The sequence below is a fragment of the Actinosynnema sp. NPDC049800 genome, assembly GCF_040656635.1.
In the GTDB taxonomy this organism is placed as follows: Bacteria; Actinomycetota; Actinomycetes; order Mycobacteriales; family Pseudonocardiaceae; genus Actinosynnema.
In genome coordinates this window covers 141984-164609 of the sequence record NZ_JBFAMT010000011.1, presented here as the reverse complement: position 1 = coordinate 164609, position 22626 = coordinate 141984, and the positions used below count along the sequence as shown (strand labels likewise).

General features: G+C 72.5%; 24 protein-coding genes. 11 read left to right on the top strand and 13 right to left on the bottom strand.

Translation table 11 applies throughout. The features are described from left to right. Positions 1 to 91 precede the first annotated feature (91 nt). Positions 92 to 1228 (top strand): anhydro-N-acetylmuramic acid kinase, encoded by a 1137-nt coding sequence (locus AB0I91_RS16320; protein ID WP_498774695.1) that lies wholly within the window; start codon positions 92 to 94, stop codon positions 1226 to 1228. After that, positions 1215 to 2774, top strand: a complete 1560-nt coding sequence (locus AB0I91_RS16315) for a sodium:solute symporter (protein WP_498774697.1) — start codon at positions 1215 to 1217, stop codon at positions 2772 to 2774. Before AB0I91_RS16320 ends, AB0I91_RS16315 begins: the two co-directional genes overlap by 14 nt. 17 nt (positions 2775 to 2791) lie before the next feature. Here the strand turns inward: AB0I91_RS16315 and AB0I91_RS16310 are convergent, their stop codons facing one another. Beyond that, complete coding sequence (locus tag AB0I91_RS16310) at positions 2792 to 3724, bottom strand: GNAT family N-acetyltransferase (protein WP_498774699.1); 933 nt, start codon at positions 3722 to 3724, stop codon at positions 2792 to 2794. A gap of 48 nt (positions 3725 to 3772) precedes the next feature. On the opposite strand from AB0I91_RS16310, the gene AB0I91_RS16305 reads away from it, so the two are divergent. Genes AB0I91_RS16305 through AB0I91_RS16290 form a run of 4 tightly spaced genes read left to right on the top strand, consistent with a single transcriptional unit; the run spans position 3773 to position 6626 of the window. Then, positions 3773 to 4351 carry a maleylpyruvate isomerase family mycothiol-dependent enzyme gene (locus tag AB0I91_RS16305; RefSeq protein ID WP_498774701.1) on the top strand — a complete coding sequence of 193 codons (579 nt, stop codon included), beginning with the start codon at positions 3773 to 3775 and terminating at the stop codon, positions 4349 to 4351. Between the two features lie 10 nt (positions 4352 to 4361). After that, positions 4362 to 5531, top strand: coding sequence for a cytochrome P450 (locus AB0I91_RS16300; RefSeq protein WP_499637335.1), 1170 nt, complete (start codon positions 4362 to 4364; stop codon positions 5529 to 5531). A gap of 45 nt (positions 5532 to 5576) precedes the next feature. Further along, the gene (locus tag AB0I91_RS16295) at positions 5577 to 5912 is read left to right on the top strand and encodes a hypothetical protein (RefSeq protein ID WP_053720469.1); all 336 of its coding nucleotides are present in this window, start codon (positions 5577 to 5579) and stop codon (positions 5910 to 5912) included. A gap of 15 nt (positions 5913 to 5927) precedes the next feature. Continuing rightward, complete coding sequence (locus tag AB0I91_RS16290; RefSeq protein ID WP_498774705.1) at positions 5928 to 6626, top strand: lysophospholipid acyltransferase family protein; 699 nt, start codon at positions 5928 to 5930, stop codon at positions 6624 to 6626. Between the two features lie 184 nt (positions 6627 to 6810). Here the strand turns inward: AB0I91_RS16290 and AB0I91_RS16285 are convergent, their stop codons facing one another. The 5 genes from AB0I91_RS16285 to AB0I91_RS16265 form a co-directional block, all read right to left on the bottom strand. Continuing rightward, a complete protein-coding gene (locus tag AB0I91_RS16285; protein ID WP_499637333.1) occupies positions 6811 to 9300 on the bottom strand; it encodes an Ig domain-containing protein in 2490 nt (829 codons plus the stop codon). Between the two features lie 122 nt (positions 9301 to 9422). Then, positions 9423 to 13175, bottom strand: a complete 3753-nt coding sequence (gene smc / locus AB0I91_RS16280; protein ID WP_499637331.1) for a chromosome segregation protein SMC — start codon at positions 13173 to 13175, stop codon at positions 9423 to 9425. A gap of 58 nt (positions 13176 to 13233) precedes the next feature. Then, positions 13234 to 13878 carry an anti-sigma factor family protein gene (locus tag AB0I91_RS16275; RefSeq protein ID WP_499637330.1) on the bottom strand — a complete coding sequence of 215 codons (645 nt, stop codon included), beginning with the start codon at positions 13876 to 13878 and terminating at the stop codon, positions 13234 to 13236. Next, a complete protein-coding gene (locus tag AB0I91_RS16270; RefSeq protein ID WP_498774713.1) occupies positions 13875 to 14381 on the bottom strand; it encodes a sigma-70 family RNA polymerase sigma factor in 507 nt (168 codons plus the stop codon). Before AB0I91_RS16270 ends, AB0I91_RS16275 begins: the two co-directional genes overlap by 4 nt. Positions 14382 to 14414: 33 nt before the next feature. Continuing rightward, entirely contained in the window at positions 14415 to 14711 is a 297-nt protein-coding gene (locus tag AB0I91_RS16265; protein ID WP_498774715.1) for an acylphosphatase, read from the bottom strand. 37 nt (positions 14712 to 14748) lie between these two features. On the opposite strand from AB0I91_RS16265, the gene AB0I91_RS16260 reads away from it, so the two are divergent. The 3 genes from AB0I91_RS16260 to AB0I91_RS16250 all read left to right on the top strand — a co-directional run bounded on the left by AB0I91_RS16260 (position 14749) and on the right by AB0I91_RS16250 (position 16613). Continuing rightward, on the top strand, positions 14749 to 15477 hold the full coding sequence (locus AB0I91_RS16260) for a CAP domain-containing protein (protein ID WP_498774717.1): 729 nt from the start codon (positions 14749 to 14751) through the stop codon (positions 15475 to 15477). 19 nt (positions 15478 to 15496) lie between these two features. Further along, on the top strand, positions 15497 to 15997 hold the full coding sequence (locus AB0I91_RS16255; RefSeq protein WP_499606931.1) for a hypothetical protein: 501 nt from the start codon (positions 15497 to 15499) through the stop codon (positions 15995 to 15997). Positions 15998 to 16133: 136 nt separating this feature from the next. After that, a complete protein-coding gene (locus AB0I91_RS16250; RefSeq protein ID WP_499606934.1) occupies positions 16134 to 16613 on the top strand; it encodes a hypothetical protein in 480 nt (159 codons plus the stop codon). On the opposite strand, the gene AB0I91_RS16245 is transcribed toward AB0I91_RS16250, so the two are convergent. Continuing rightward, entirely contained in the window at positions 16614 to 17171 is a 558-nt protein-coding gene (locus tag AB0I91_RS16245) for a GNAT family N-acetyltransferase (protein ID WP_498774722.1), read from the bottom strand. It abuts the gene before it with no gap. A gap of 69 nt (positions 17172 to 17240) precedes the next feature. Between AB0I91_RS16245 and AB0I91_RS16240 the strand changes: the two genes are divergently transcribed. Continuing rightward, positions 17241 to 18347, top strand: coding sequence for an NAD(P)/FAD-dependent oxidoreductase (locus AB0I91_RS16240; RefSeq protein WP_499637328.1), 1107 nt, complete (start codon positions 17241 to 17243; stop codon positions 18345 to 18347). A gap of 144 nt (positions 18348 to 18491) precedes the next feature. On the opposite strand, the gene AB0I91_RS16235 is transcribed toward AB0I91_RS16240, so the two are convergent. Next, complete coding sequence (locus AB0I91_RS16235; RefSeq protein ID WP_499606940.1) at positions 18492 to 19169, bottom strand: response regulator; 678 nt, start codon at positions 19167 to 19169, stop codon at positions 18492 to 18494. 254 nt (positions 19170 to 19423) lie between these two features. Here AB0I91_RS16235 and AB0I91_RS16230 point away from each other — a divergent pair, with 254 nt between their 5' ends. Then, on the top strand, positions 19424 to 19858 hold the full coding sequence (locus tag AB0I91_RS16230) for a MarR family winged helix-turn-helix transcriptional regulator (protein ID WP_498774728.1): 435 nt from the start codon (positions 19424 to 19426) through the stop codon (positions 19856 to 19858). Positions 19859 to 19867: 9 nt separating this feature from the next. Here AB0I91_RS16230 and mutM read toward each other — a convergent pair whose 3' ends face one another. The 5 genes from mutM to AB0I91_RS16205 are packed head-to-tail and all read right to left on the bottom strand — an operon-like array spanning position 19868 to position 22598. Continuing rightward, the gene (mutM, locus tag AB0I91_RS16225) at positions 19868 to 20725 is read right to left on the bottom strand and encodes a bifunctional DNA-formamidopyrimidine glycosylase/DNA-(apurinic or apyrimidinic site) lyase (protein WP_499606943.1); all 858 of its coding nucleotides are present in this window, start codon (positions 20723 to 20725) and stop codon (positions 19868 to 19870) included. Positions 20726 to 20735: 10 nt separating this feature from the next. Next, positions 20736 to 20966, bottom strand: a complete 231-nt coding sequence (locus AB0I91_RS16220; RefSeq protein ID WP_498774732.1) for a hypothetical protein — start codon at positions 20964 to 20966, stop codon at positions 20736 to 20738. 7 nt (positions 20967 to 20973) lie between these two features. Then, positions 20974 to 21795, bottom strand: coding sequence for a ribonuclease III (gene rnc / locus AB0I91_RS16215; protein ID WP_498774734.1), 822 nt, complete (start codon positions 21793 to 21795; stop codon positions 20974 to 20976). Between the two features lie 30 nt (positions 21796 to 21825). Next, entirely contained in the window at positions 21826 to 22008 is a 183-nt protein-coding gene (rpmF, locus tag AB0I91_RS16210) for a 50S ribosomal protein L32 (RefSeq protein WP_053720453.1), read from the bottom strand. 2 nt (positions 22009 to 22010) lie between these two features. Next, positions 22011 to 22598 carry a YceD family protein gene (locus AB0I91_RS16205; RefSeq protein WP_498774736.1) on the bottom strand — a complete coding sequence of 196 codons (588 nt, stop codon included), beginning with the start codon at positions 22596 to 22598 and terminating at the stop codon, positions 22011 to 22013. Positions 22599 to 22626 lie beyond the last annotated feature (28 nt).

Below are 22626 nucleotides of genomic sequence, written 5' to 3'. Positions count from 1 at the left end.
TATGTTGGCGATCGACGAACCAGGTTGATTTCAGGCAACTTTCCAACGAACACTCTTGCGCGAGCGTGCAGTGTGGAATAGACCACAGGGCGTGAAGGTGATCGGGCTCATCTCGGGCACGTCGATGGACGCCATCGACGTGGCCGTCGCCGACCTGTCCCTGGCCGGCCGCACGGTCGTGCTGACCCCGGTCGAGCACGCCGAGCACCCGTTCCCGGAGGACCTGCGCAGGCCGCCGACCAGCGCCGCCGAGCTGTGCGCGCTCGACACCCGGCTCGGCCAGGCGTTCGCCGAGGTCGCCGCCCGGTACGAGGGCGACCTGGTGTCGTCGCTGGGCCAGACCGTGCACCACTGGGTCGAGGACGGCCGCTGCCTCGGCACGCTCCAGCTCGGCCAGCCCGCGTGGATAGCCGAAGCCACCGGCCTGCCGGTCGTCTCCGACCTGCGGGTCCGCGACGTCGCCGCGGGCGGTCACGGCGCGCCGCTGGCGAGCACCCTGGACGCGCTGTGGCTGGCCGACTTCGACGGGCCGGCGACCGCGTTGAACATCGGCGGCATCGCCAACGTCACCAAGGTTTCGCCCGAAGGTGTGATCGCCTACGACACCGGACCGGGCAACGCGCTGATGGACGCCGCGATGACCGTCCTGTCCGGCGGCCTGCGGAACCAGGACACCGACGGCGAGTTCGCCGGTCGCGGCCGGGTGCGCGCCGAGCTGCTCGACCGCCTGCTGGCCGACCCGTACTACGGCCTCCCCGCGCCCAAGTCGACCGGCAAGGAGCACTTCAACCGCGCCTACCTGGACCGCGTCACCGAGGGCCTGACCATGCCCGCCGAGGACCTGCTGGCCACGCTGACCGAGCTCACCGCGCGCACGATCGCCGCCGAGTGCGAGGGCACCGTCATCGGCTCCGGCGGCGGGATGCGCAACCCCGTGCTGGTCGAGTCGTTGGGACGGCTCGTGGACCTGCGCACGAGCGACGAGCTGGGGCTGCCCGCCGCGGGCAAGGAGGCCTACCTCGCCGCCCTGCTCGGCTTCCTGACCTGGCACGGCCTGCCCGCGAACGTGCCGTCCGCCACCGGCGCCGCCGGCCCGCGCCCGCTGGGGTCGATCACCCCCGGCCGCTACCCGCTGCGCCTGCCCGAGCCCGTGATCACCGCCGTGACGGGATTGACGATCGGCCGCCGTGAGAGGCAGTCGGATGGGAGAGGCCATGCGCGCACTTGATGTCGGCATCATCGTGCTGTTCCTGGTGGGCATGCCGCTGCTGGGCGTGTGGATCGCCGGGCGCCAGCGCTCCGCCACCGACTACTTCGTCAGCGAGCGCCGCATCTCGTGGTGGGTCGTGTGCGTGTCGGTGGTGTCGGCGGAGACGTCCACGCTGACCGTGCTGAGCGTGCCGACGGTCGCCTACCTGGGGACGATGACGTTCCTGTCGCTGGCCATCGGCTACCTGATCGGCCGGATCGTGGTGTCGTTCGTGCTGCTGCCGAAGTACATCGCGGGCGAGCTGATCACCGCGTACGGCTTCCTCGGCAAGCGGTTCGGGCGCAACATCCAGAGCACGGCCTCGCTGACGTTCCTCGTCACCCGGCTGCTGGCGGACGGCCTGCGGCTGTTCGCCACCGCCATCCCGATCAAGGTCGTGCTCGTCGCGTACGGCGTGGACGTGTCGTACTGGGTGATCGTGGCGGCGCTCGGCGTCGCGATGGTCGTCTACAGCTTCCTCGGCGGCGTGCGGGCCGTGGTGTGGGTCGACGCGATCCAGATGCTCTGGTACGTCGTCGGCGCGTTCGCGGTGATCCTGGTGCTGAACGGCAAGCTGCCCGACGGGTGGTTCGCCAGTGCCGCCGACGCGGGCAAGTTCCAGGTCCTCGACTTCAACGCCAGCGCGTTCACCTCGCCCTACGCGATCGTCGTCGCGTTCATCGGCGGCGCGGTGCTGTCCATGGCCTCGCACGGCGCGGACCAGCTCATCGTGCAGCGGCTGATGGCCACGAAGGACGTGCGCTCGGCGCAGAAGGCGTTGATCGCCAGCGGTGTCGTGGTGTTCCTCCAGTTCGCGCTGTTCCTGTTCATCGGCGTGATGCTGTGGGCGTTCTACAAGGCGGCCAACCCGGTCAAGGACCTCGGGCTCAACAACAACGACGAGCTGTTCGCCAACTTCATCGTCAACGACATGCCGTCGGGCCTGTCCGGGTTCGTGATCGCGGGCATCCTGGCGGCGGCGCTGTCGTCGTCGTTGGGCGCGCTGGCCTCCTCGACCGTGACGGACATCGTGCAGCGCGTGGTGCGGCGGCCGATGAGCGAGGCGGAGGTGTTCAAGCAGGGTCGGATCTGGACGGTGGTCTGGGCCGGGCTGCTGATCGTGTGCGCCGGGCTGTTCGCCACGCTCACCCGCCGCGGCAACCCGATCGTGGAGCAGGGCCTGTCGATCGCCGGGTTCACCTACGGCGCGCTGCTCGGCGCGTTCCTGCTCGGGCTGGTGTTCCGCAAGGCCAAGGAGCTCGACGCGATCGTCGCGTTCGTCGTCACGGTGGTCGTGATGGCCTTCGTGATCCTGGGCGTGAAGTTCGTCGGGCCGGAGGCGACCCTGGCGATCGACTTCTCGCCGGCGGCGCCCGCGCAGAAGATCGTGTCGCTGGCCTACCCCTGGTACACGGTGCTCGGGGTGCTGGTGACGTTGGTCGTGGGCGGCTTGATGTCGTTGCGGCACAAGGGTTACCAGCCGCCGGACGTGCAGGGCGACGTGGTGTCGGCCAAGGCGTCCTAGTCCGCCCTGGTCGGCGCTCAGGCGGCGTTGGCGCGGTAGGCGACGAGTTCGAGGTGGAGGCGGAAGCCGAGCCGGTCGAAGAGCCGTTGGGAGGAGCGGTTGCCGGCCAGTATCGCGGCGGCGGCCTGCGGTCGTGCCCCGGACTTCTCCGCCAGCTTCCAGACCAGCTCGGTGACCAGCGCCGCGCCGACGCCCTGCCCGCGCACGTCCGGTTCCACGGCCACGAAGTCCAGGTAGAACTCGCTCGGCTCGGCCTTGCCCGAGGCGTAGCCGAGCACGCGGTCGCCGTCCATGGCCACCACCACGGTGTGCCGTCGGGCGGCGTCCACGAGTTTGCGCCCGGACAGGTAGGTCTTGGGGAAGCACCGCTCGTGCAGCACGGCCACCGCCTCGTGCACGGCGCGGTCGGTCGGCAGGACCCGCATCTCGCGGGCCGGGCCGGTGCGCGGGCAGCTCGCCTCGCGCAGCAGCAGGCCGCGCAGGCCGTCGCCGTCGAGGACGTGGATGCCGCACGCCCGCGCGGCGGCGAAGCGGTGCCGCTCGGCGAACGCGGCCAGCCGCCGGTGCCCGGTGTGGCCGAGCAGCTCGCGGTCGGTGACGCCGTCGAGCAGCGGTAGGGCCGCCGAGTAGAGCGCGTCGGCGGTCTGGTCCCAGATCCGGCTGCCCGCCGGGTGGTTGACCGGCACGTCGACGAACGGTCCGTGCAGGTAGGCGCGGCCGGACTCGGCGTCGACCTCGACGCTGAGCGCGCCGACGACCCAGCCCGAGTCGTCGGTGGCGACCACGGTGCACGCGGCCCAGTCCGGCTCGAACTCGGCCAGCTCCGCGGAGATGTCGCCGAGCGTCTCGCCGAGGTAGCCGATGTGGTGCGCGTCGTCGGCCTGCAACCGCAGGACCAGCGCGAGGACGGCGTCCAGGTCGTCCTGGGCGGCGGGACGGATGTCGTACATGTCTGGAATGGTCACCCGCGAGGTCGGCTCGACGCGAGGGAGTTTTCGGTGGTGGACGGGCGGGACGTGATGGAGGTCGCCGAGCGGTGCGCGGCGTTCCTCGACGGCGTGGCGGATCGGGACTGGGCGGTGGCCGTGCCGGGCATGGACTGGACGGTCGCGCAGACCGTCGCCCACGCCTGCGACTGCCTGCTCTGGTACGCCGCGGACCTCGCCGCCGGACCCGTCGAGCTGAGCACGGCCGAGGTGGGAGTGCGACCCGACTCCTCGCCCGCCGACCTGGTGCGCACGCTGCGGTCGTTCGCGGCGGTGCTGGCGGCGGTGGTCGACGCGACACCGGCGGACGCCCTGGGCTGGCACCCGTGGGGCCTGGCGGACGCGGCGGGGTTCGCCGGCATGGGGTGCGACGAGATGCTGGTGCACACCCACGACGCGGCCCGCGGCCTCGGGTGCGAGTTCGCGATCCCGCCCGACCTCGCGCGGAAGGTGCTGGTCCGGATGTTCCCCGAGGCGCCGACCGGCGGCGACCCGGCGCGGACGCTGCTGTGGGCGAACGGCCGCGTGCCGCTCGACGACCTGCCGAAGCGCACCGGATGGCGCTGGCACTGCGCTCCCCTCGGCTCCTAGCGTCGAGGTCATGACGGATGACGTCCTCGACATCCCCTTCGCCGACGCCTTCGCCTTCGACCCCTCGCCGACGTGGGCGCGGCTGCGGGACGAGTCGCCGGTGGTCCGGGTCCGCACGCTCGCGGGCGCCGAGGTGTGGCTGGTCACCCGCTACGACGACGTGAAGCTGGTGCTGGCCGACCCGAGGTTCTCCCGGGCGGGCGTGGTGGCGGCGGGCGCGCCCAGGGTCGGCGTGTCCCGGCCGCTGCCCGGCACCCTGCCGACCACCGACCCGCCCGAGCACACCCGGCTGCGCAAGCTCGTGTCCGGCGCGTTCTCGCACCGGACGATCTCGCGGACCCGGCCGTGGGTGCGCGAGCTGTGCGAACGGCTCGCCGACGACGTGGTGGACGGCGCCGACCTGCGGCAGGTGTACGCGCTGCCGTTGCCGATCCAGGTCATCTGCACGCTGCTCGGCGTGCCCTACGAGGACCGCGAGCGGTTCCGGGAGTGGATCGAGCTGGCGTACAGCCTGGAGATGGCCGAGCGGCCGCGGGTAGAGGCGGCGATGGAGAGCCTGTTGGCGTACATGGGCGACCTGGTCGCGGCGAAACGGCGGGAGCCGAGGTCGGACGACCTGCTCGACGAGCTGTGCGCGACGTCGCTGACGCACGACGAGCTGGTCGCGTTCGCGTTGAACCTGCTGGTCGCGGGGCACGAGACGTCGGCCAACCAGATCACCAGCTTCGTCGCCACCCTGCTGCGCGACCGGTCGCAGTGGGAACGGCTGCTCGGCGATCCGGCGCTGGTGCCGAGCGCGGTCGAGGAGCTGATGAGGTTCACCCGGCTCAGCGAGGTCGGGCAGCTGCGGATGGCGCTGGAGGACGTGGAGGTCGCGGGCGTGCTCGTGCGGGCGGGCGAGGGCGTGATGGCGTCCATCGGCTCGGCCAACCGCGACCCGCGCGCGTTCGCCGAGCCGGACGCGCTGGACCTCGCGCGCACGCCCAACCAGCACCTGGCGCTCGGGATCGGCCCGCACTTCTGCCTCGGCGCGCAGTTGGCGCGGATCGAGCTCCAGGAGGCGCTGCTGGTGCTGCTGCGGCGGTTCCCGGGGCTGCGGGCGGCCCGACCGGTCGAGGAGCTGGCCTGGCGGAGGGTCCTGGTCAGCGGCCTGGCCGAGTTGCCGGTCAGCCTCGGATGACCGACATCTATTGCCGCGCGTTTCGCGTTGGGGAACCCTGGGAGCGTGAGCGAGGAAACGATCCAACTCGAACTCAACGACAGCGGGGTGGCGGTAGACCTACCGATGCCTGCCAACCAGCGGGACACCGTGCAGGAGGTCCCCTATCGGCCGGTCGAGTTCCGCGACGACGACCTGCCGAGCGCGTTGGAGCGCGCGGCCTCCTGGCTGCGGCAGACACAGGACTGGCTCGGTGAAGCGGTCGACGTGATCGCGGTCCACCTGGACTACGACGACACCAAGGGTTCGCCGTACTACGCCCTCAAGCTGCTGTGCAATGAGGAGGACCTGGCCGGCGTTCCACGGGTGGTGCGCGAACACGATCGCACTACTGACGAGTAACGTACGCTGGGGTTCATGCCAGATCGCGTGTACCCGCCGGTGATCGCCGCGGCCAAACTGATGTTCCGCGTGCTCGACATGCGGATCACCGTGGAGGGCGCGGAGCACGTGCCGACCACCGGCGGGGCCGTGCTGGCCTCGAACCACGTCTCCTACCTCGATTTCATCTTCGCCGGCTACGGCGCGCTGCCCGCGCGCAGGTTGGTCCGGTTCATGGCCAAGCACGAGGTGTTCAAGCACCGCGTGTCCGGCCCGCTCATGCGCGGGATGCACCACATCCCGGTGGACCGGGCCGCCGGCCAGGCGTCCTACCAGCAGGCGCTGGACGCGCTGCGGTCCGGTGAGGTCGTGGGGATCTTCCCCGAGGCCACGATCAGCCGGTCGTTCACGGTCAAGGACGTGAAGAGCGGCGCGGTGCGGCTGGCGGCCGAGGCCGGTGTGCCGTTGCTGCCGACGGCGGTGTGGGGCACGCAACGCCTATGGACGAAGGGCAGGCCGAAGTCGCTGACCCAGCGGCACGTGCCGATCACGATCATCGTCGGCGAGCCGGTGGAGCCGACCACGGACGCCGCGCTGCGCGAGCGGATGCAGGACCTGCTGGACGACGCCCAGGCCCGTTACCCGGAGTCGGGCGAGGGCCAGTGGTGGCAACCGGCCCACCTCGGCGGCGCCGCGCCGACCCCGGAAGAGGCCAAGCGCCTCGACGACCGCTGAGGCCGGGCCCTTCCACCGACGCCGTCAGCCGCCGTTCGGAGGTCGGCGACGCCCGGCCCTCGCCGCCGCGCCAGAGCCCGCTCCCGCCACACCTCGCGGTGCTCGGGCAACCAGGCCATCACGCGACCGGCTCCGGGCGCCCGTCCTCGACGCGCGCCCGGAGCCGGTCCTCGAAGTCGCCCGCCTACGCCGGGTTCACCGGCAGGGTGAACGTGGCCCGCACCCGGTGCCCCCTGACGTCACCGGCTTCCACGGTGAACCTGTACTCGCCGGCGGCGGTGGGGGTGCCGCGCAGCACGCCCGTCTCCGGCATCATGAGCAGGCCCGGTGGGAGGGCGCCCTCGACGACGCTCGGGCCCACGGTCGCGCTTTGGCCGGTCCTGAGGTTCAGGGACGAGACGTAGCCGGCGCCGACCACGGCCGGTTTCAGCGGACCGGACACCATGCGCGGTCCGGGCCAGAACCCGTAGTTGTTGTAGGAGTCGGTCCACGGGCCCCGCGACACCGGGAGCGTGGCGGGCGCGACGGGGAACCAGCCGTCGACGTCGAAGTCCGCCGCTGCCCGCACCCCGAACACGCTGTACCACCACGGGTCGCCGATGACCGACGTGGTCGAGTCGGCGTACATGCCGCCGACGAACGACGGTCCGGCGACGGAGCCGAACGCCATGGATCCGCGCGGCGCGAAGAGCACCTCCACGCTGCCGTCCACGGCGATGGTGGCCGTGGTCCGCGTACCCCGCACGTCGCCGTCGTGGAGCCACTGGACGTCACTGCCGCGCACGTGGTGCGCACCGACCCGGACGTGCCCGCTGACGTCGACCGTCTCCGGGACGCCGCCCGACAACCGCACGTCCAGCACGTTGCGCGCGCTGGGGGTGAAGCCCCAGATCGTGCCGAGCGGGATGTCGGGGCCCACCTCGAACCGGCACGCCGTCGTGGGCGCGGCGTGCCCGGCCACGACCGCGGTGAGCGAGCCGTCGAGGTCGAACTCGAAGGCCGTCCGCACGCTCCGGACGCCGTCGGCGCCCCATTCGGCGTGGACGAGGGCCCGGGCGTGGACCGACAGGTCGGCGTCGGCCTCCCCTGTACCTTCCTGGCACTGCGCGACGAGGTCGCGCGCGGTGACCCGGACCCGGCCTCCGGGACCGGCGACGATCGCCGGGCCGGCGAGCACCTTCGCCGGTGACGGCAGGGCGTCGGGCATCAGGGACCGGGTGTCGACGCTGCCCGCCACCCGCCCGGACGGGAAGGCCTCGGTGATCATCACCGGCTGGGTGTGGACCGTGGTGACGCCGTCGCCGGCGGTCGCCCCGGTGACCCGGCCGAGCAGGCCGCGGCCGGTGGTCGCCGAGCCGGGCGCGACGAACACGACGGTGCCCGCGGCGGGCGGCGCACCGGTCAGCGTGACGTCCGCGCCGGACACGGCGGTCACGCGCGAGGGCGCGATGATCTCGGTCCCGTCCGGCTTGTCGACCGCGGCGGTGACGCCGACCGACAACCACCCGACGACGTCGACGACGAGGTGGACGTCGCTCTTCCAGGAGTGCAGGTGCACCCGGCCCGAGGGGCCGAGCTCGACGACCACCAGGTTCGACGCGGTCTGCCCCGGCTCGACGTTCACGTTGCTGATCCGCGGGAAGGGATTCTCCACCGGAGCCGCGGTCACGTAGGTGCTGCGGTTCGCCTCGGTCGCGGTCACGTTGAGCACGACCGCGCCCACGCCCACCGCGGGCACACCGCCCTGACCGGCGACCTCGACGTCCACGCCCCCGACCTCCCGGACGGGGTGATCGGTGCGGCTGTCGAAGAGGCGGGTCGGCGCGACACCGCCGTAGTCCGCGCCGATCGCGAACCAGCCGACGACGTCGACCAAGAGGTGGATCGAACCCGCGTTGTTGTAGAGGCTGATGCTGCCGTCCGCACCGACCTCGACGACCGCCAGGTTCGGCACGGTCTGCCCGGCGACCACGTTGAGGGTGCTGGTCGACGGCCTCGGGGTGCCCTTCGCGTGGGTGATGACGTGCGTGCCCTCGGTGGCTTCCGTCCCGGTCAGGTTGACCACCACCGCGCCGATGCCCGCGGCGGGCACACCGCCCACGCCGGTCACGTCCAGGTCGACGCTGCCGCGCGGACCCACCTTGCCCGCCGGGGCGCCGAGGCCCGAGCGGGTGTCGAGCAGGCGCGCGGGCCGGGTGGCGGTGAAGTCGGGGACGTGGGCGAACCAGCCGACCACGTCGACGATCAGGTGCACCGACCCGTCGTTGTTGTAGAGGCTGATCGAGCCGTCCGCGCCGAGCTTGACGACCACCGCGTTGGGCGCGGTCTGGCCGGCGACCAGGTTCAGGTTGCTGGCCGTCGGCCTGGTGTCACCGGCCTGGTAGGCGATCACGTGGGTGGTGGCGGTCGGCTCGGTGCCGGTCAGGTTGATCGCGACCGCGGCCACGCCCGTGGCGGGCACCCCGCCGCGCCCCGCCGTCCGCACGTCGACCCGACCCTGCCGGCCGACCGGGCCCGCCGGCGCGCCGAGGCCGCTACGGGTGTCGAGGACCCGCGTCGGCGTGACCGGCGTGTAGGCCCGGTCGTCGAACGCGTAAGGCGTCGTGGCTCCCGCTCGTGCCGCCGCGGGGAGCAGCACCCCGGTCACCAGAACCGCGGACAGGACCGCTCCCACCCATGACCACCAACGCATCGAACCCCCTCGTGACCGCGCGCCCACGGGCCGCCGCACGGCGGCCGGGCACTCCCCTTGATCACGAAGTCGACCGCCGGGGAACGCCCGTTACGGGTCCGGTCCTAGGCGGGCGAGGTCGATCCGGGCTCGATGACGGGCGCGTCCTCGGCGACCGGCGCGTCCTCGGCGGCGGCTTCCCCAGCGACGTCGACGGCGTCACCGGGCACGACCTCGACGTCCGCAGCGGCGTCGGCGGCGATGGCCGCGGCGGCCTTCGGTGCGGCCTTGGCGCGCTTCGGCTTGTCCTCGCCCCGCAGGCGCTGGGAGATCACCTGGCTGATGCCGTCACCGCGCATCGAGACGCCGTACAGCGCGTCGGCGATCTCCATCGTCGGCTTCTGGTGCGTGATGATCAGCAGCTGCGAGTGCTCGCGCAGCTGCTCGAACAGGCTGATCAGCCGGTGCAGGTTGGTGTCGTCCAACGCCGCCTCGACCTCGTCCATCACGTAGAACGGCGACGGCCGCGCCCGGAAGATGGCGACCAGCATGGCCACCGCCGCCAGCGACTTCTCGCCACCCGACAACAGCGACAGCCGCTTGACCTTCTTGCCCGGCGGCCTGGCCTCCAGCTCGATGCCGGTGGTCAGCATGTCGTCCGGCTCGGTCAGCACCAGCCGTCCCTCGCCACCGGGGAACAGCACCTTGAACACGACCTCGAACTCGCGCGCGACGTCCTCGTAGGCCGACGTGAAGACCTCCAGGATCTTGTCGTCGACCTCCTTCACCACGGTCAGCAGGTCGCGCCGCGTCGCCTTGATGTCCTCCAGCTGGTTGGACAGGAACTTGTAGCGCTCCTCCAGCGCCGCGAACTCCTCCAGCGCCAGCGGGTTGACCTTGCCCAGCAGCGACAGGTCCCGCTCGGCGCGCTTGGCCCGCCGCGCCTGCGTGTCCCGGTCGTACGGCATCGGCTGCGGCGCGGTGACCATTTCGCCGCGCTCCTTGGCCGCCTCGTACTCGGCCACCTCCTGCTGCGACGGCGGGATGAACACGTCCGGGCCGTACTCGGCGACCAGGTCCTCCAGGCCGATGCCGAACTCCTCGGCGACCTTGGTCTCCAGCTGCTCGATGCGCATCCGCTGCTCGGCCCGCAGCACCTCGTCGCGGTGCACGGCGTCGGTCAGCTTCTCCAGCTCCACCGACATCTCGCGGACGAGGTTGCGCACCTGCGCCAGGTACGTCTCGCGCCGCGCCTTGCGCTCCTGCGCCGCGTCACGTTCCCGCGCCGCCCGGCCCAACGACGCGGCGATCCGCTCCAGCGCGACCTCGCCGCCCCGCACCACGGCCTTCGCCACGACCGCGCCCCTGGCCCGGGCGGCGTGGGCGCGCTGGGCGCGTTCCCGCGCCTCGCGCTCGGCACGCGCCGCCCGGCGCAGCCCCTCCGCCTTGCCCTGCAACGCTCGGGCGCGCTCCTCGGCGGTCCGCAACGCCAGCCGGGCGTCCACCTCGCCCTGGCGCGCGGCGGCCAGCTCGGCCGCCATCTCGTCGCGGTGGGACGTGTCCGGCTCGTCGTCCAGCGGCTGCTCCTCCGCCACCAGCAGGCGTTCTTCCAGCTCGCCGAGCTTGAGCAGGTTCTCCTCGCGGGCCGCCTCGACCTTCGCCCGCTGCGCCCGCACGCGCTCCACCTCGGCCTCGGCCGAGCGCACCGCCGCGGCCAGCCGGTTCAGCCGCTCCGACGACCGGGCGCGCCGCACCTTGGCCTCGTTGAGCTGCTCCTTCACCGCGGCGACCTCGGCACGCCGTGCCTGCTGCTCGGCCCGTGCGCCCTCAAGAGCGGCCGTGGACTGCTCCAGCGCGCGCTCGGCCAGCGCCAGCTTCTCCGAAGCCTCGTCCACCGCGGCCTGGACCTCGATGACGCTCTGGCTGCGCCCGGACCCGCCGACCGCCCAGTCCGCGCCGAGCACGTCGCCGTCACGGGTCACCGCGCGCACCGACGGGTGCGCTTCCACCAACCCGCGCGCGGTGGCCAGCGAGTCCACCACCACGACCCGGTCCAACGCGCGGTGCAACGCGGGCCGCAGCGGCTCCGGCGCCTGCACCACGTCCACGGCCCACCGCGCGTCCGACGGCAACGACGGCCACCCGGACCGGTCGACGCTCACCGGCGCGCCGCCCACCAGCACCCCGGCCCGACCGGTGTCCTGCTCCTTCAACAGCTCCAGCGCCGCCACCGCGTCCGCGCCGGACGCCACCGCGACCGCGTCCGCGATCGGGCCCAGCGCCGCCGCCAGCGCGACCTCCGCGCCCGGCTCCACGGTCAGCAGCGCCGCGACCGAGCCCAGCAACCCGGGCAGCCGCGACGCCAGCAACGCGCCCGCGCCGTCCTTGCGGGTCAGGCCCAGCGACAGCGCGTCCACCCGTGCCTTCCACGACGCGATGTCCCGCTCGGCCGTCCGCTCGGCCTTGACCAGCTCCTCGACCCGGCGGCGCGCGGCGTCGTCGGACTCCACCGCCAGCCGGTGCCGCTCGTCGAGCCCGACGTCGTCCTCGTCCTCGGTCCCGGTCACCTCACGGGCCTCGGCCAGCTCCTGCTGCACGACCTCCGACCGCTCGACCGCCTCGGCCAGCGCGACCGACATCCGCTCGATCTCCTCGGCGGTCGCGCTCGTCTTCGACCGCAGCGCCTCCACCTGACCGGACAGCCGGGCCAGGCCCTCGCGCCGGTCGGCGATCGCCCGCACCGCGGCCAGGTGCGCCTTCTCCGCCGCGGACACCATGCGCTCCAGCTCGGCCCGCGTCTCCACGGCCTCCGCCAGCCCCACCCGGGCCTCGGTCACGCCGTCCTGGAGCTCCTGCTCCAGCTCCGCGGTCTGCTCGGCCTCGGCGTCCAGCTCGTCCGGGTCACGCCCGCCGCGCGGCGCGTCCACCGCCGCCGACAGGTGCCGCTCCCGCTCCACGGCCAGCCGCACCGTGCCGCGCAGGCGTTCCTCCAACGCCGACAGCCGGTACCAGGTGTCCTGGGCCTGCTGGAGCTTCGGCGCGTCGGCCGCGACCTGGTCCTCCAGCTCGTTCTGCTGCACCTGGGCCTGCTGCAGCGACTTCTCCACCTCGGCCCGGCGGGCGCGGGCGGCGGCCTCGTCCTGCTCCTCGCGCGCCAACGCCTCGCGCTGCGTCACCAGGTCGTCGGCCAGCAGGCGCATCCGCGCGTCCCGCAGCTCCGACTGCACGACCTGCGCGCGCCGCGCGATCTCGGCCTGCTTGCCCAACGGCTTGAGCTGGCGGCGCAGCTCGGCGGTGAGGTCGGTCAGGCGGGTCAGGTTCGCCTGCATCGCCTCCAGCTTCCGCAGCGCCTTCTCCTTGCGCTTGCGGTGCTTCAGGACGCCCGCGGCCTCCTCGACGAACGCGCGCCGCTCCTCGGGCTTGGACTCCAGGATCGCGGCGAGCTGGCCCTGGCCGACGATCACGTGCATCTCGCGGCCGATGCCGGAGTCGCTGAGCAGTTCCTGGATGTCCATCAGCCGGCAGGAGTTGCCGTTGATCTCGTACTCGGTGGCGCCCTCGCGGAACATCCGGCGGGTGATCGACACCTCGACGTAGTCGATCGGCAGCGCGCCGTCGGAGTTGTCGATGGTCAGCGTCACCTCGGCGCGGCCCAGCGGCGCGCGGCCGGACGTGCCGGCGAAGATGACGTCCTCCATCTTGCCGCCGCGCAGGTCCTTCGCGCCCTGCGTGCCCATCACCCAGCGCAGCGCGTCGAGCACGTTCGACTTGCCCGAGCCGTTCGGTCCGACGACGCAGGTGATCCCCGGCTCGAAGCGCAGCGTGGTAGCCGAGGCGAAGGACTTGAACCCCTTCAGCGTCAGGCTCTTGAGGTGCACGCGGGGCAGAGTACCCGTGCGGGCCGCGAACCAGTCGGCGGCACGCTGACCTGCGCGATCACGGCCGGACCGAGACCAGGACCAACATGTCGACCACGAGGTCGAGCCGTTCGATCTCCCCGACCGGGAACGACGTGGCGCCGGGGATCCGCTCGTCCGGGGCGTGGTCGGTGCCCCACCAGCCGCCGATCTCGGTCCGCCCGGCCCGGTCGTGGACGATCAGCTTGCACCTCGTGCCCTTGGGCATGTTCTCGATGCTCATCCACAGCTCGGTCCCCCACGACTTGCCGACGAGGTCCGCGGTGGCCACCACGCCGGACGCGGCGTCGGCGGCGTGCCACGTCACGGCGTCGTCCCCGGTCAGCCGCGGCACCAGGAGCACGCCCAGCGCCACGAGCACGACGAGCGCGGCGGCGCCGACCAGCACCGGCCACCGTCTCCGCCGTCCCGCCGCGGGCACGTGCGCCGGTTCGGGCGCGGGCGGCAGCGGTCGCAGGTCGGGATCGGGCGCGGGGTCGTCGAACGGCAGCTCCAGGTCCGACAGCTGCACCTGGCCGAGCAACCCGGGCAGCGGGGCCAACCGGACCATCTCCCGCCGGCAGGCGGCGCAACCGCGCACGTGCCGCTCGAACGACGACCGCTCCGCCGGGTCGAGCGAGCCGAGCAGGTAGGCGCCGAGCGCCACGGTCTCCGCGCAGCTCACGACTCCGTCACCCCCCGCTCCTCCAACGCGTCCCGCAGCGCCCGCAGGGCGTAGAAGCAGCGCGACTTGACCGTGCCGGGCGGGATGCCCAGCACCGCGGCCGCCTCAGCCACCGAACGCCGCCGGTAGTACAGCTCGATCACCACGTTGCGGTGGTCGGCGCTGAGCGCGCGCAGCACCTCCGCGACCTGCCAGCTCTGCAGGACGTGCTCCACCTCGTCCGCGACCGGCGGCAGGTCGCCCGGTTCGATCTGCACCTCGCTGTTGCGGCCGCCGCGCTTGCGGAAGCCGGAGATGACCAGGTTCCTGGCCACGGTGTACAGCCACGGGCCCGCGTCGGCGGGTGTCAGCTCGTCGACGTGCCGCCACGCCCGCAGCAACGTCTCCTGGACGACGTCCTCCGCCTGCTGGTGGTCACCGCCGACCAGACGCAGGACGTAGCCGTGCAGCGGGCCGCGCCAACGGCCGTACAGCTGCCTGACGACATCTTCGCCACGGTCCACATCGATGTACTACGCCATCGGGCCCCTCGGCGTTCAACGCTCCACGAAACCCGTGAAGCCGCCGCGGGCCTCCGACCAGCGCTCCACGATCGAGTCCACCCGACCGGGGGTATCACCCGAACGCAACGCAGTCAGCAGCTCCCGGCACGCGGCCTCCGAACCTTCGGCGTTCACCTCGACCCGGCCGTCACGCAGGTTGGACGCCGAACCGACAAGTCCCAGCTCAAGCGCCCTGGCGCGGGTCCACCACCGGAAACCGACACCCTGCACGTGACCCCGCACCCAGGCGGTCAGGCGCACGGTCTGCTCTACTCCAGCCACAAGAGCCATCCTGTCATTTCACCCGTTAGTGGTACGGTGCGCGACCGTGACAGCACGGCGCGGTAACCGGTCCGTGATCGGCGGACTCGTCGGCCTGCTCCTCGGCGCGGCCGGTGCGACCGGCGTCGCCGTCGCCAACCCGGAACAGCTCGCCCCGTTCGTCGGGGAAAGCGCAGCACAGCGCGGCGGTTCCGACAACATCGGCGTCGGCGGGGTCGGGGGTGTGGGCGGGCCCGCGCAGAGCCGTGAGCCGGAGGTCCGGCCGACCACGACCGAGGCGCCGCCGTCCACGGTGACCACCACCGAGACGACCACCACGACCACGACCACCACCACGACGACGGAGCCGACGACCACGACGTCCGAGCCGTCGCCCGCGCCCACGACGACGACCCCGCCCGCCGACACGACGCAGGCGCAGCAGGTCGTCGCCCTGGTGAACGAGGCGCGCGACCTCGCCGGCTGCAAGCCGCTGGCGGTGGACGACCGGGTGGTCAAGGCCGCGCAGGGCCACAGCGCCGACATGGCCCAGCGCGACTACTTCTCGCACACGACCCCCGAGGGCGTCGACTTCGCCCAGCGCATGCGCGCCGCGGGCTACCCGAGCCCCGGCGGGGAGAACATCGCCATGGGCCAGCGGTCCGCCGAGCAGGTCATGAAGGCCTGGATGAACTCCGACGGGCACCGCCGCAACATCCTGAACTGCGGGTTCACCACCATCGGCGTGGGCCTGGACACCCGCGGCTGGTACTGGACCCAGAACTTCGGCTGGTAGAGACGACGTCCGACAGACCATGGGAGAACCGTTGTACGAGACCCCGGAGCCCGAGCGCACCCGCCCGCGCGTGTCGCCCCACGTGCTGCTGGCCGCGTCCGGTGTCGCCGTGTCGACGATCTTCGCCACCATCGCGTCCCTGGCGGGCGCGACCCCGGACGCGTCGCCCGCCAACCAGCTGCCGCGCGAGGACGTCGTGTCCCGCAGCACCCTCAGCACGGCGCCGCGCACGTCGTCGTCCTCCTCGGTCAGCATGACCACCACCGCGGAGTCGACCACCACGACGACCGACGCGACCACGACGACGACCACGTCGCGCCGCACCCGCGTGACCACGGTGACCCGGCCGGACGGCACCACCACGACCACGGTGGTGGACGACCCCCAGCCCCAGCCGACGACCACCACGACGCCGCCGGTGGTCACGACGACCACCACCACGACGCCGCCCGTGATCACGACGACGACCACCACCACGACTGCACCGACGACCACCACGACGACCAACAGCGCCAGCTAGTAACGAGATCATCCGCGGTCGGTGACGGTCCGCCACACCATCGTGTGGTGGACCGCCCGAACGTTGAGGTAGGCGGCCTGAGCGGCCGATAACCCGAACACTGACCATCCGTCCGGATCCCCCACAGGGAGATGGTGTGTTCGAGGAAGACCAGACCGCGCCGCCGAAGAAGAAGATCACCGCGGTCGTGCTGCTCGCCGCGGGCGGCGCCGTCGTCGCCACCGTGATCGCCACCCTCGCGTCGGTGCTGACCGGCGGCGGGTCGACGGCCTCGCCACCGCCGGTGCCCGAGGTCGAGGTGCTGACGACCGAGGACGCGCCGGACGCCGCCGCGCCGGACGCGAGGACGGCCACGCTGGTGGTCACCGTGTCCAAGCGCGCGGGCGAGCAGCCGCCGCGCAAGGAGCCGGGCTCCACACCGGAGAACGGGACACCACCGGCGGCGGACCCGGCGCCGGGGACCAGCGCGGCGACGTCGTCCGAACCCCGGCTCACCGCCCAGCCGCCGAGCAACCCGCCGGCGTCCTACCGCCCGCCCTCGCCGTCGTCCTCCGCGTCGACCAGCGCCACCACGCCGACGACCAAGGACGACGAGGACGAAACCGGCGAGCCGTAGCTACCAGACGTCGCCGTCACGCCAGTCGCACGCGAGGTCGCCCGTCAGGTCGAGCGGCACGACCGGCAGGACGAAGACCCCGTCGTCCTCTTCCTCGGTGCGCTCGACCCCGGTCGGCGTCATCGCGAACGTCCTGCCCCGCCAGCGCTGCCACCCCCGCGCCGCGTAGAACTCCTGGCCCTCCTCCGACGCGCTGAGGGCGCCGAGGGGGTACGCGCCGCGCACGACGTCCTCCAGCGCGGCCATCACCACCCCGCCCACGCCCTGACGACGTCGGTCCGCACGCACCGCGACGCCTTCCACGTACCCGGCCCGCAGCGCGCGGGTCGGGTGCGGGACACCCGCGACCCGGCGTACGTGCAGCAACCGACGCTGCACGACGGCGCCGTGGCCGATCAGCTCGTCGCCGTCCCAGACGAAGGCGTGCACGCCGCCCAGGCTGTGCTCCCAGTCCTCGTCGCCGAAATCGCCGTCGAACGCCTCGTCGAGCAGCTCGCGGGCCGCGACGAGCGCCGGCGCGGGCACTTGCCAGGTGTGGATCAGGGAAACCGGTGACACGCTTCACACCCTAAGCCGTCACACCCGACGCTCCCGTTTCGCTCCTCTGACAGGCGAAAGGAGCCGAACATGGCAGAGCACATCGTGGTGGTCGGTGCGGGTTACGCGGGTCTGGCCGCGGCCAAGCTGGCGGCGAAGTGGACCGACTCGCGGGTCACGCTCGTCAACGCGCGGGACCGGTTCGTCGAACGGGTCCGGCTGCACCAGTTCGCGACCGGGCAGCGGCTGCGCGACGTCCCGCTCGCCGACGTCCTCAAGGGCACCGGGGTCGAGCTGGTGGTCGACCGGGTCACCGACATCGACCCCGACGCGCGCAAGGTCCGGCTCACCGACGGCGCGCTGGCCTACGACCGGCTGATCTACGCGCTGGGCAGCCACGCCGACCTGGCCGGCGTCCCGGGCGCGGCCGAGCACGCGCACGCCCTCTCCACCCGGGAGGACGCGCAGGAGCTGGCCGTGGCGCTGAAGACCGCGCGCACGGTCGCCGTCACGGGCGGCGGGCTGACCGGCATCGAGGCCGCCTCCGAGCTGGCCGAGTCGCGCCCCGACCTGGACGTGGTGCTGGTCACCGCCGGCGGCTTCGGCGATGCCCTGTCGGACAAGGGCAGGCGGCACGTGCGCGAGGTGTTCGACCGGCTCGGCGTCCGGGTCCGCGACCACGCGCACGTCACCGAGGTCCGCGCCGACGGCCTGGTGCTCGGCGCCGACGAGCTCGTCGCCGCCGACACCGTCGTCTGGACGGCCGGTTTCGCCGTGCCGGACCTGGCCGCACGGGCCGGGTTCGCGGTGGACGACCGCGGTCGGATGCTGGTCGACCAGACGTTGACGTCGATCTCGCACCCGGACGTCCAGGGCATCGGCGACGCCGCCGCGATGAAGCGGCACGACGGCCTCGAACTGCGCATGGCGTGCGCGACCGGCCTGCCGACGTCGCAGCAGGCCGTGCGGGCGCTGGCGAAGCGGCTCGACGGCGGGCAGCCGGCCGATCGGCTCGACTTCCGGTACCGCATCCGGTGCATCAGCCTCGGTCGAAGGGACGCCCTGATCCAGTTCGTGGACGCCGACGACCGCCCCAGGGAACGCGTGCTCACCGGCCGTGCGGCGGCCATCACCAAGGAGCTGGTGGTGCGCACCGCCCTGGCGTTCCAGCGCCACCCCACGATGCCGGCGGGTTGAGCGGTCACGGGGCCGCGGCCCATACCGCGTCGGCCGACGCGCGCAGATCGTCGGCCGACGCGGCGCAGAATCAGCCCTCGGCTACGACGGACGACCGGGCCTGCAGGTCTCCGTGGCGGCGGGGCAGCCCTCTCCGGACGTGCGCTAGACCTCGAACCGGTAGCCCATGCCGGGCTCGGTCACCAGGTGCCGCGGACGCGCCGGCTCGGGCTCCAGCTTGCGCCGCAACTGGGCCAGGTACACGCGCAGGTAGTGGGTCTCCTTCGCGTACGCCGGGCCCCACACCTCCTGCAGCAGCTGCTTCTGCGCCACCAGCCGGCCGCGGTTGCGGGCCAGGATCTCCAGCAGGCCCCACTCCGTCGGCGTCAGGTGCACCTCGACGCCGGCTCGGCGCACCTTCTTCGCCGCCAGGTCGACCGTGAACGACGCCGTCTCCACGACCGCGTCCTCGCCCTCCGCCACCGCCGAGCGCCGCACCGCCGCCCGCAGCCTGGCCAGCAGCTCGTCCATCCCGAACGGCTTGGTCACGTAGTCGTCGGCGCCCGCGTCCAGCGCCTGCACCTTGTCGGCGGAGTCGACCCGCGCGGACAGCACGATGATCGGCACGGTCGTCCAGCCGCGCAGACCCGCGATCACCTCGCTGCCGTCCACGTCCGGCAGCCCGAGGTCGAGCACCACCACGTCCGGCTTGCCCTCGGCCGCCGCCTTGAGCGCCGTCGTGCCGTCGTGCGCGGTCAGGACCGAGTAGCCGCGGGCCGACAGGTTGATCCGCAACGCCCGCACGATCTGCGGCTCGTCATCGACGACCAGCACCTTTGTCACGCTGAGACACTACGCCCGGACCTCGCGCGCCCACCGTGCCCGACTACGTTCGGCGAACTTCCTGACGGGCCCTTGATGCGGTTCTGTTCTCCCTTTATGCCGTTTTGACGCGTCCTTCTCCGCATCGGTGCGGAAAGCGTGAGTACATCCGGGTGCGAATGAATCCATTCCCTGGACAGCCGTACTGCGAAAGTGCGAATGTCCTGTCCGAATTCGGACACTTGCTCACTCACGGTGAGCCACGAGGAGGTCTGATGACCACCAGTGTGACTAATCAGGACGCGTTACAACTCGTGGTCGCCGTGCACCGGCTGATCCGCAGCCTGCGCCAGTCCGCGTCCGTCCGGCGCCTGCAGCCCACCCAGCTGCTGGTGCTCGCGGAACTCGCGTCGCAGGGGCCGATGAGGATCGGCGAGATCGCGGTGCGGGCGCTGTGCTCGCAGCCGACGGCGACCACGGTGGTGACGGGCCTGGAATCGAGCGGCCTGGTGCGCCGCGAATCCGATCCGGCCGACGGGCGGGCCACGATCGTCGAGCTGACCGGCCTCGGCCGGGAGACCATCCTGTCCCTCGCGCACGGCGAGGCGGAGCTGTTGTCCGAACGGATCGCCCGGTTGGAGCCGGCCGAGCGCGACGCGCTCCGAGCGGTCACGCCCGTGCTGCGCAGGCTGGCCGACCCGGCGCGGTGAGCCCGGCCGTCAGCCCCTCGGCCGGGGCTGGCAGCGCGGGCACGAGTAGGACGAGCGGTTCATGAACGGCTCGCGCCGGATCGCCGTCCCGCACCGCCGGCACGGCTCGTTCTCCCGCCCGTACACGGCCAGTGACCGGTCGAAGTAGCCCGACTGGCCGTTCACGTTGACGTAGAGCGCGTCGAACGACGTCCCGCCCTCGCCGAGCGCCTCGTGCATCACCTGCGTGGCGTGCGCGAGCAGCTCGGCGGCCTTGGGCCTGGTCAGCTTGTCCACGGGCCGCAACCCGTGCAGCCCGGCCCGCCACAGCGCCTCGTCGGCGTAGATGTTCCCCACGCCGGAGACGAGCGTCTGGTCGAGCAACGCGCGCTTGACCTCGGTCCGCCGCTTCCGCAACGCCGCGACCGCCGCGTCCGGGTCGAAGGCCGGGTCCATCGGGTCGCGCGCGATGTGCGCCACCGGCTTCGGCAGCCGGGCGCCGTCGACCTCGACGATCTCCGCCAACGCCAACCCGCCGAACGTGCGCTGGTCGACGAACCGCAGCTCCGGGCCGCCGTCGGCGAACCGGACCCGCACCCGCAGGTGCTTCTCGTCGGGCGCGCCGACGGGCTGGACCAGCATCTGGCCGCTCATGCCGAGGTGCGCGAGCATGGCGTCGCCGCCCGACAGGTCGACCCACAGGTACTTGCCGCGACGGCGCGCGGCCTCCAGTCGCTGACCGGTCAGGCGCATGGCGAAATCCGCCGCACCAGGCAGGTGTCGGCGGATCGCGCGTGGGTGGAGGACTTCTACCGCTTCGACGGTCCTCCCCGCGACGTGCTCGTGCAGACCTCGGCGGACGACCTCTACCTCGGGCAGCTCGGGCACCGGCGGGTGATCAGTCCTCGGACTCGCGCTCGGCGGCGGCGGCCTCGGCCTGCTCCAGCTCTTCGAGCATCTGGTAGGCGGCGGCCTGCGGCTTGGTCGGCTTGAGCACCCAGCCGCCCGCCTGGGCGGTGTCGCGCACGAGGACCAGGCCCTGGATGCCGCCGTTGCGGCTGGCGTTCAGCGGGCGGGACGGACGCGCGTGGCGCGCGCGCCGGTTCGTCCGGACGTTCGTGGCATACATTTCGGCGTCAGTCTTCCTGAGTAGGTGAAGCCTGAGGTGAAGCCTGGGGTGAAGCCTGCGTGGCCGAGCCGGGTGCGTGGCCGTTCCCGGACGCGCCGGTCTCCTCGGCGCGGACCCGTTCCTGCAGCACGCGGTAGGCGGCCGCGGCCGCCTTCTGCTCGGCTTCCTTCTTCGTGCGCCCGTCACCGGTCCCGTAGGCCTGTCCACCGACGAGCACCGTCGCGGTGAACTCCTTGCGGTGGTCGGGGCCCTGGTCGTCCACCCGGTACTCGGGGACGCCCAGGCCGGCGGACGCGGTCAGCTCCTGGAGACTCGTCTTCCAGTCCAGTCCAGCACCACGCAGCGGCGCTTCGGCCAACAGCGGGTCGAACAGGTGGTGAACGAGTTGACGCGCGGTTTCGATGCCGAACTGCAGGTACACCGCGCCGATGACGGCTTCCAGGCCGTCCGCGAGGATGCTCGCCTTGTCCCTGCCGCCGGTCAGCTCCTCGCCGCGACCGAGCAGGAGGTGCCCGCCCAACCCGTCGTCGCCGAGACCCCGGGCCACGCCCGCCAGGGCGTGCATGTTCACCACGCTCGCGCGGAGCTTGGCGAGCTGGCCCTCGGGCAGCTCGGGGTGCGTGCGGTACAGGTGATCGGTGACGACGAGGCCGAGCACCGCGTCGCCGAGGAATTCCAGTCGCTCGTTCGGCGGCAGTCCGCCGTTCTCGTACGCGTACGACCGGTGTGTGAGCGCGAGCGTCAGCAGCTCGGCGTCCAACGGGACGCCGAGCGCTTCGAGCAACGGGGCGCGGTCGGCGGACCGACCGCGCGACGACCTACCCCCCACGATTCGCCGCTACCTTCGCCAGAGGGGTGATCAGGCCGGCTGGACGACCTGGCGGCCGTCGTACTGGCCACAGGCCGGGCAGGCGATGTGCTGCGGCTTCGGCTGGCGGCAGGCCCTGTTCTGGCAAGCCACCAGGTGCACAGCACTGGTCTTCCACTGAGCGCGGCGCGAGCGCGTGTTCGAGCGCGACATCTTCCGCTTCGGGACGGCCACGACTAGTTCTCCTCTGGATTGTCACGATTCCCGTCGAACCGCTCTTGGAGGGCGGCCCAACGGGGGTCAATCGTCTCATGCCCGTGGTCGGGGCCGAGATCAGCCAGCCTGCCGCCGCAGTCGACGCACAGCCCGAGGCAGTCCGGCGAGCACAGCGGCACCTGTGGCAGCGCGAGCACGATGGCGTCGCGCACCACGGGTTCGAGGTCGATCAGGTCGTCGTGCAGACGGCTGACCTCGTCCTCTTCGGTCGTCTCGTCGGTGGTGCTGTCCGGGTACGCGTACAGCTCGGTCAGCTCCACCTCGACCTCCGCGGACAGCGGGTCGAGGCAGCGCGAGCACTCGCCTTCGACCACCGTCGCGGCCGTGCCCGTCACGAGCACGCCTTCGACCACCGACTCCAGCAGGAGGTCGAGTTCGACGTTGCCCCCCGCCGGCACCGCGATCACGCCGAGCAGGCCGACGCCCTCAGCGGGCACCGTCCGGCGCACCCCGCGGCTGGAGCCCGCACGACGCCCGAGGTCCCTGGTGTCGATGACCCAGGGCCCGGTCGCTGTGGGACGCGCGGAGGCGTGACGATGCTCAGACATGATGTTTGGTGTTGCCGTCGGGGACTTA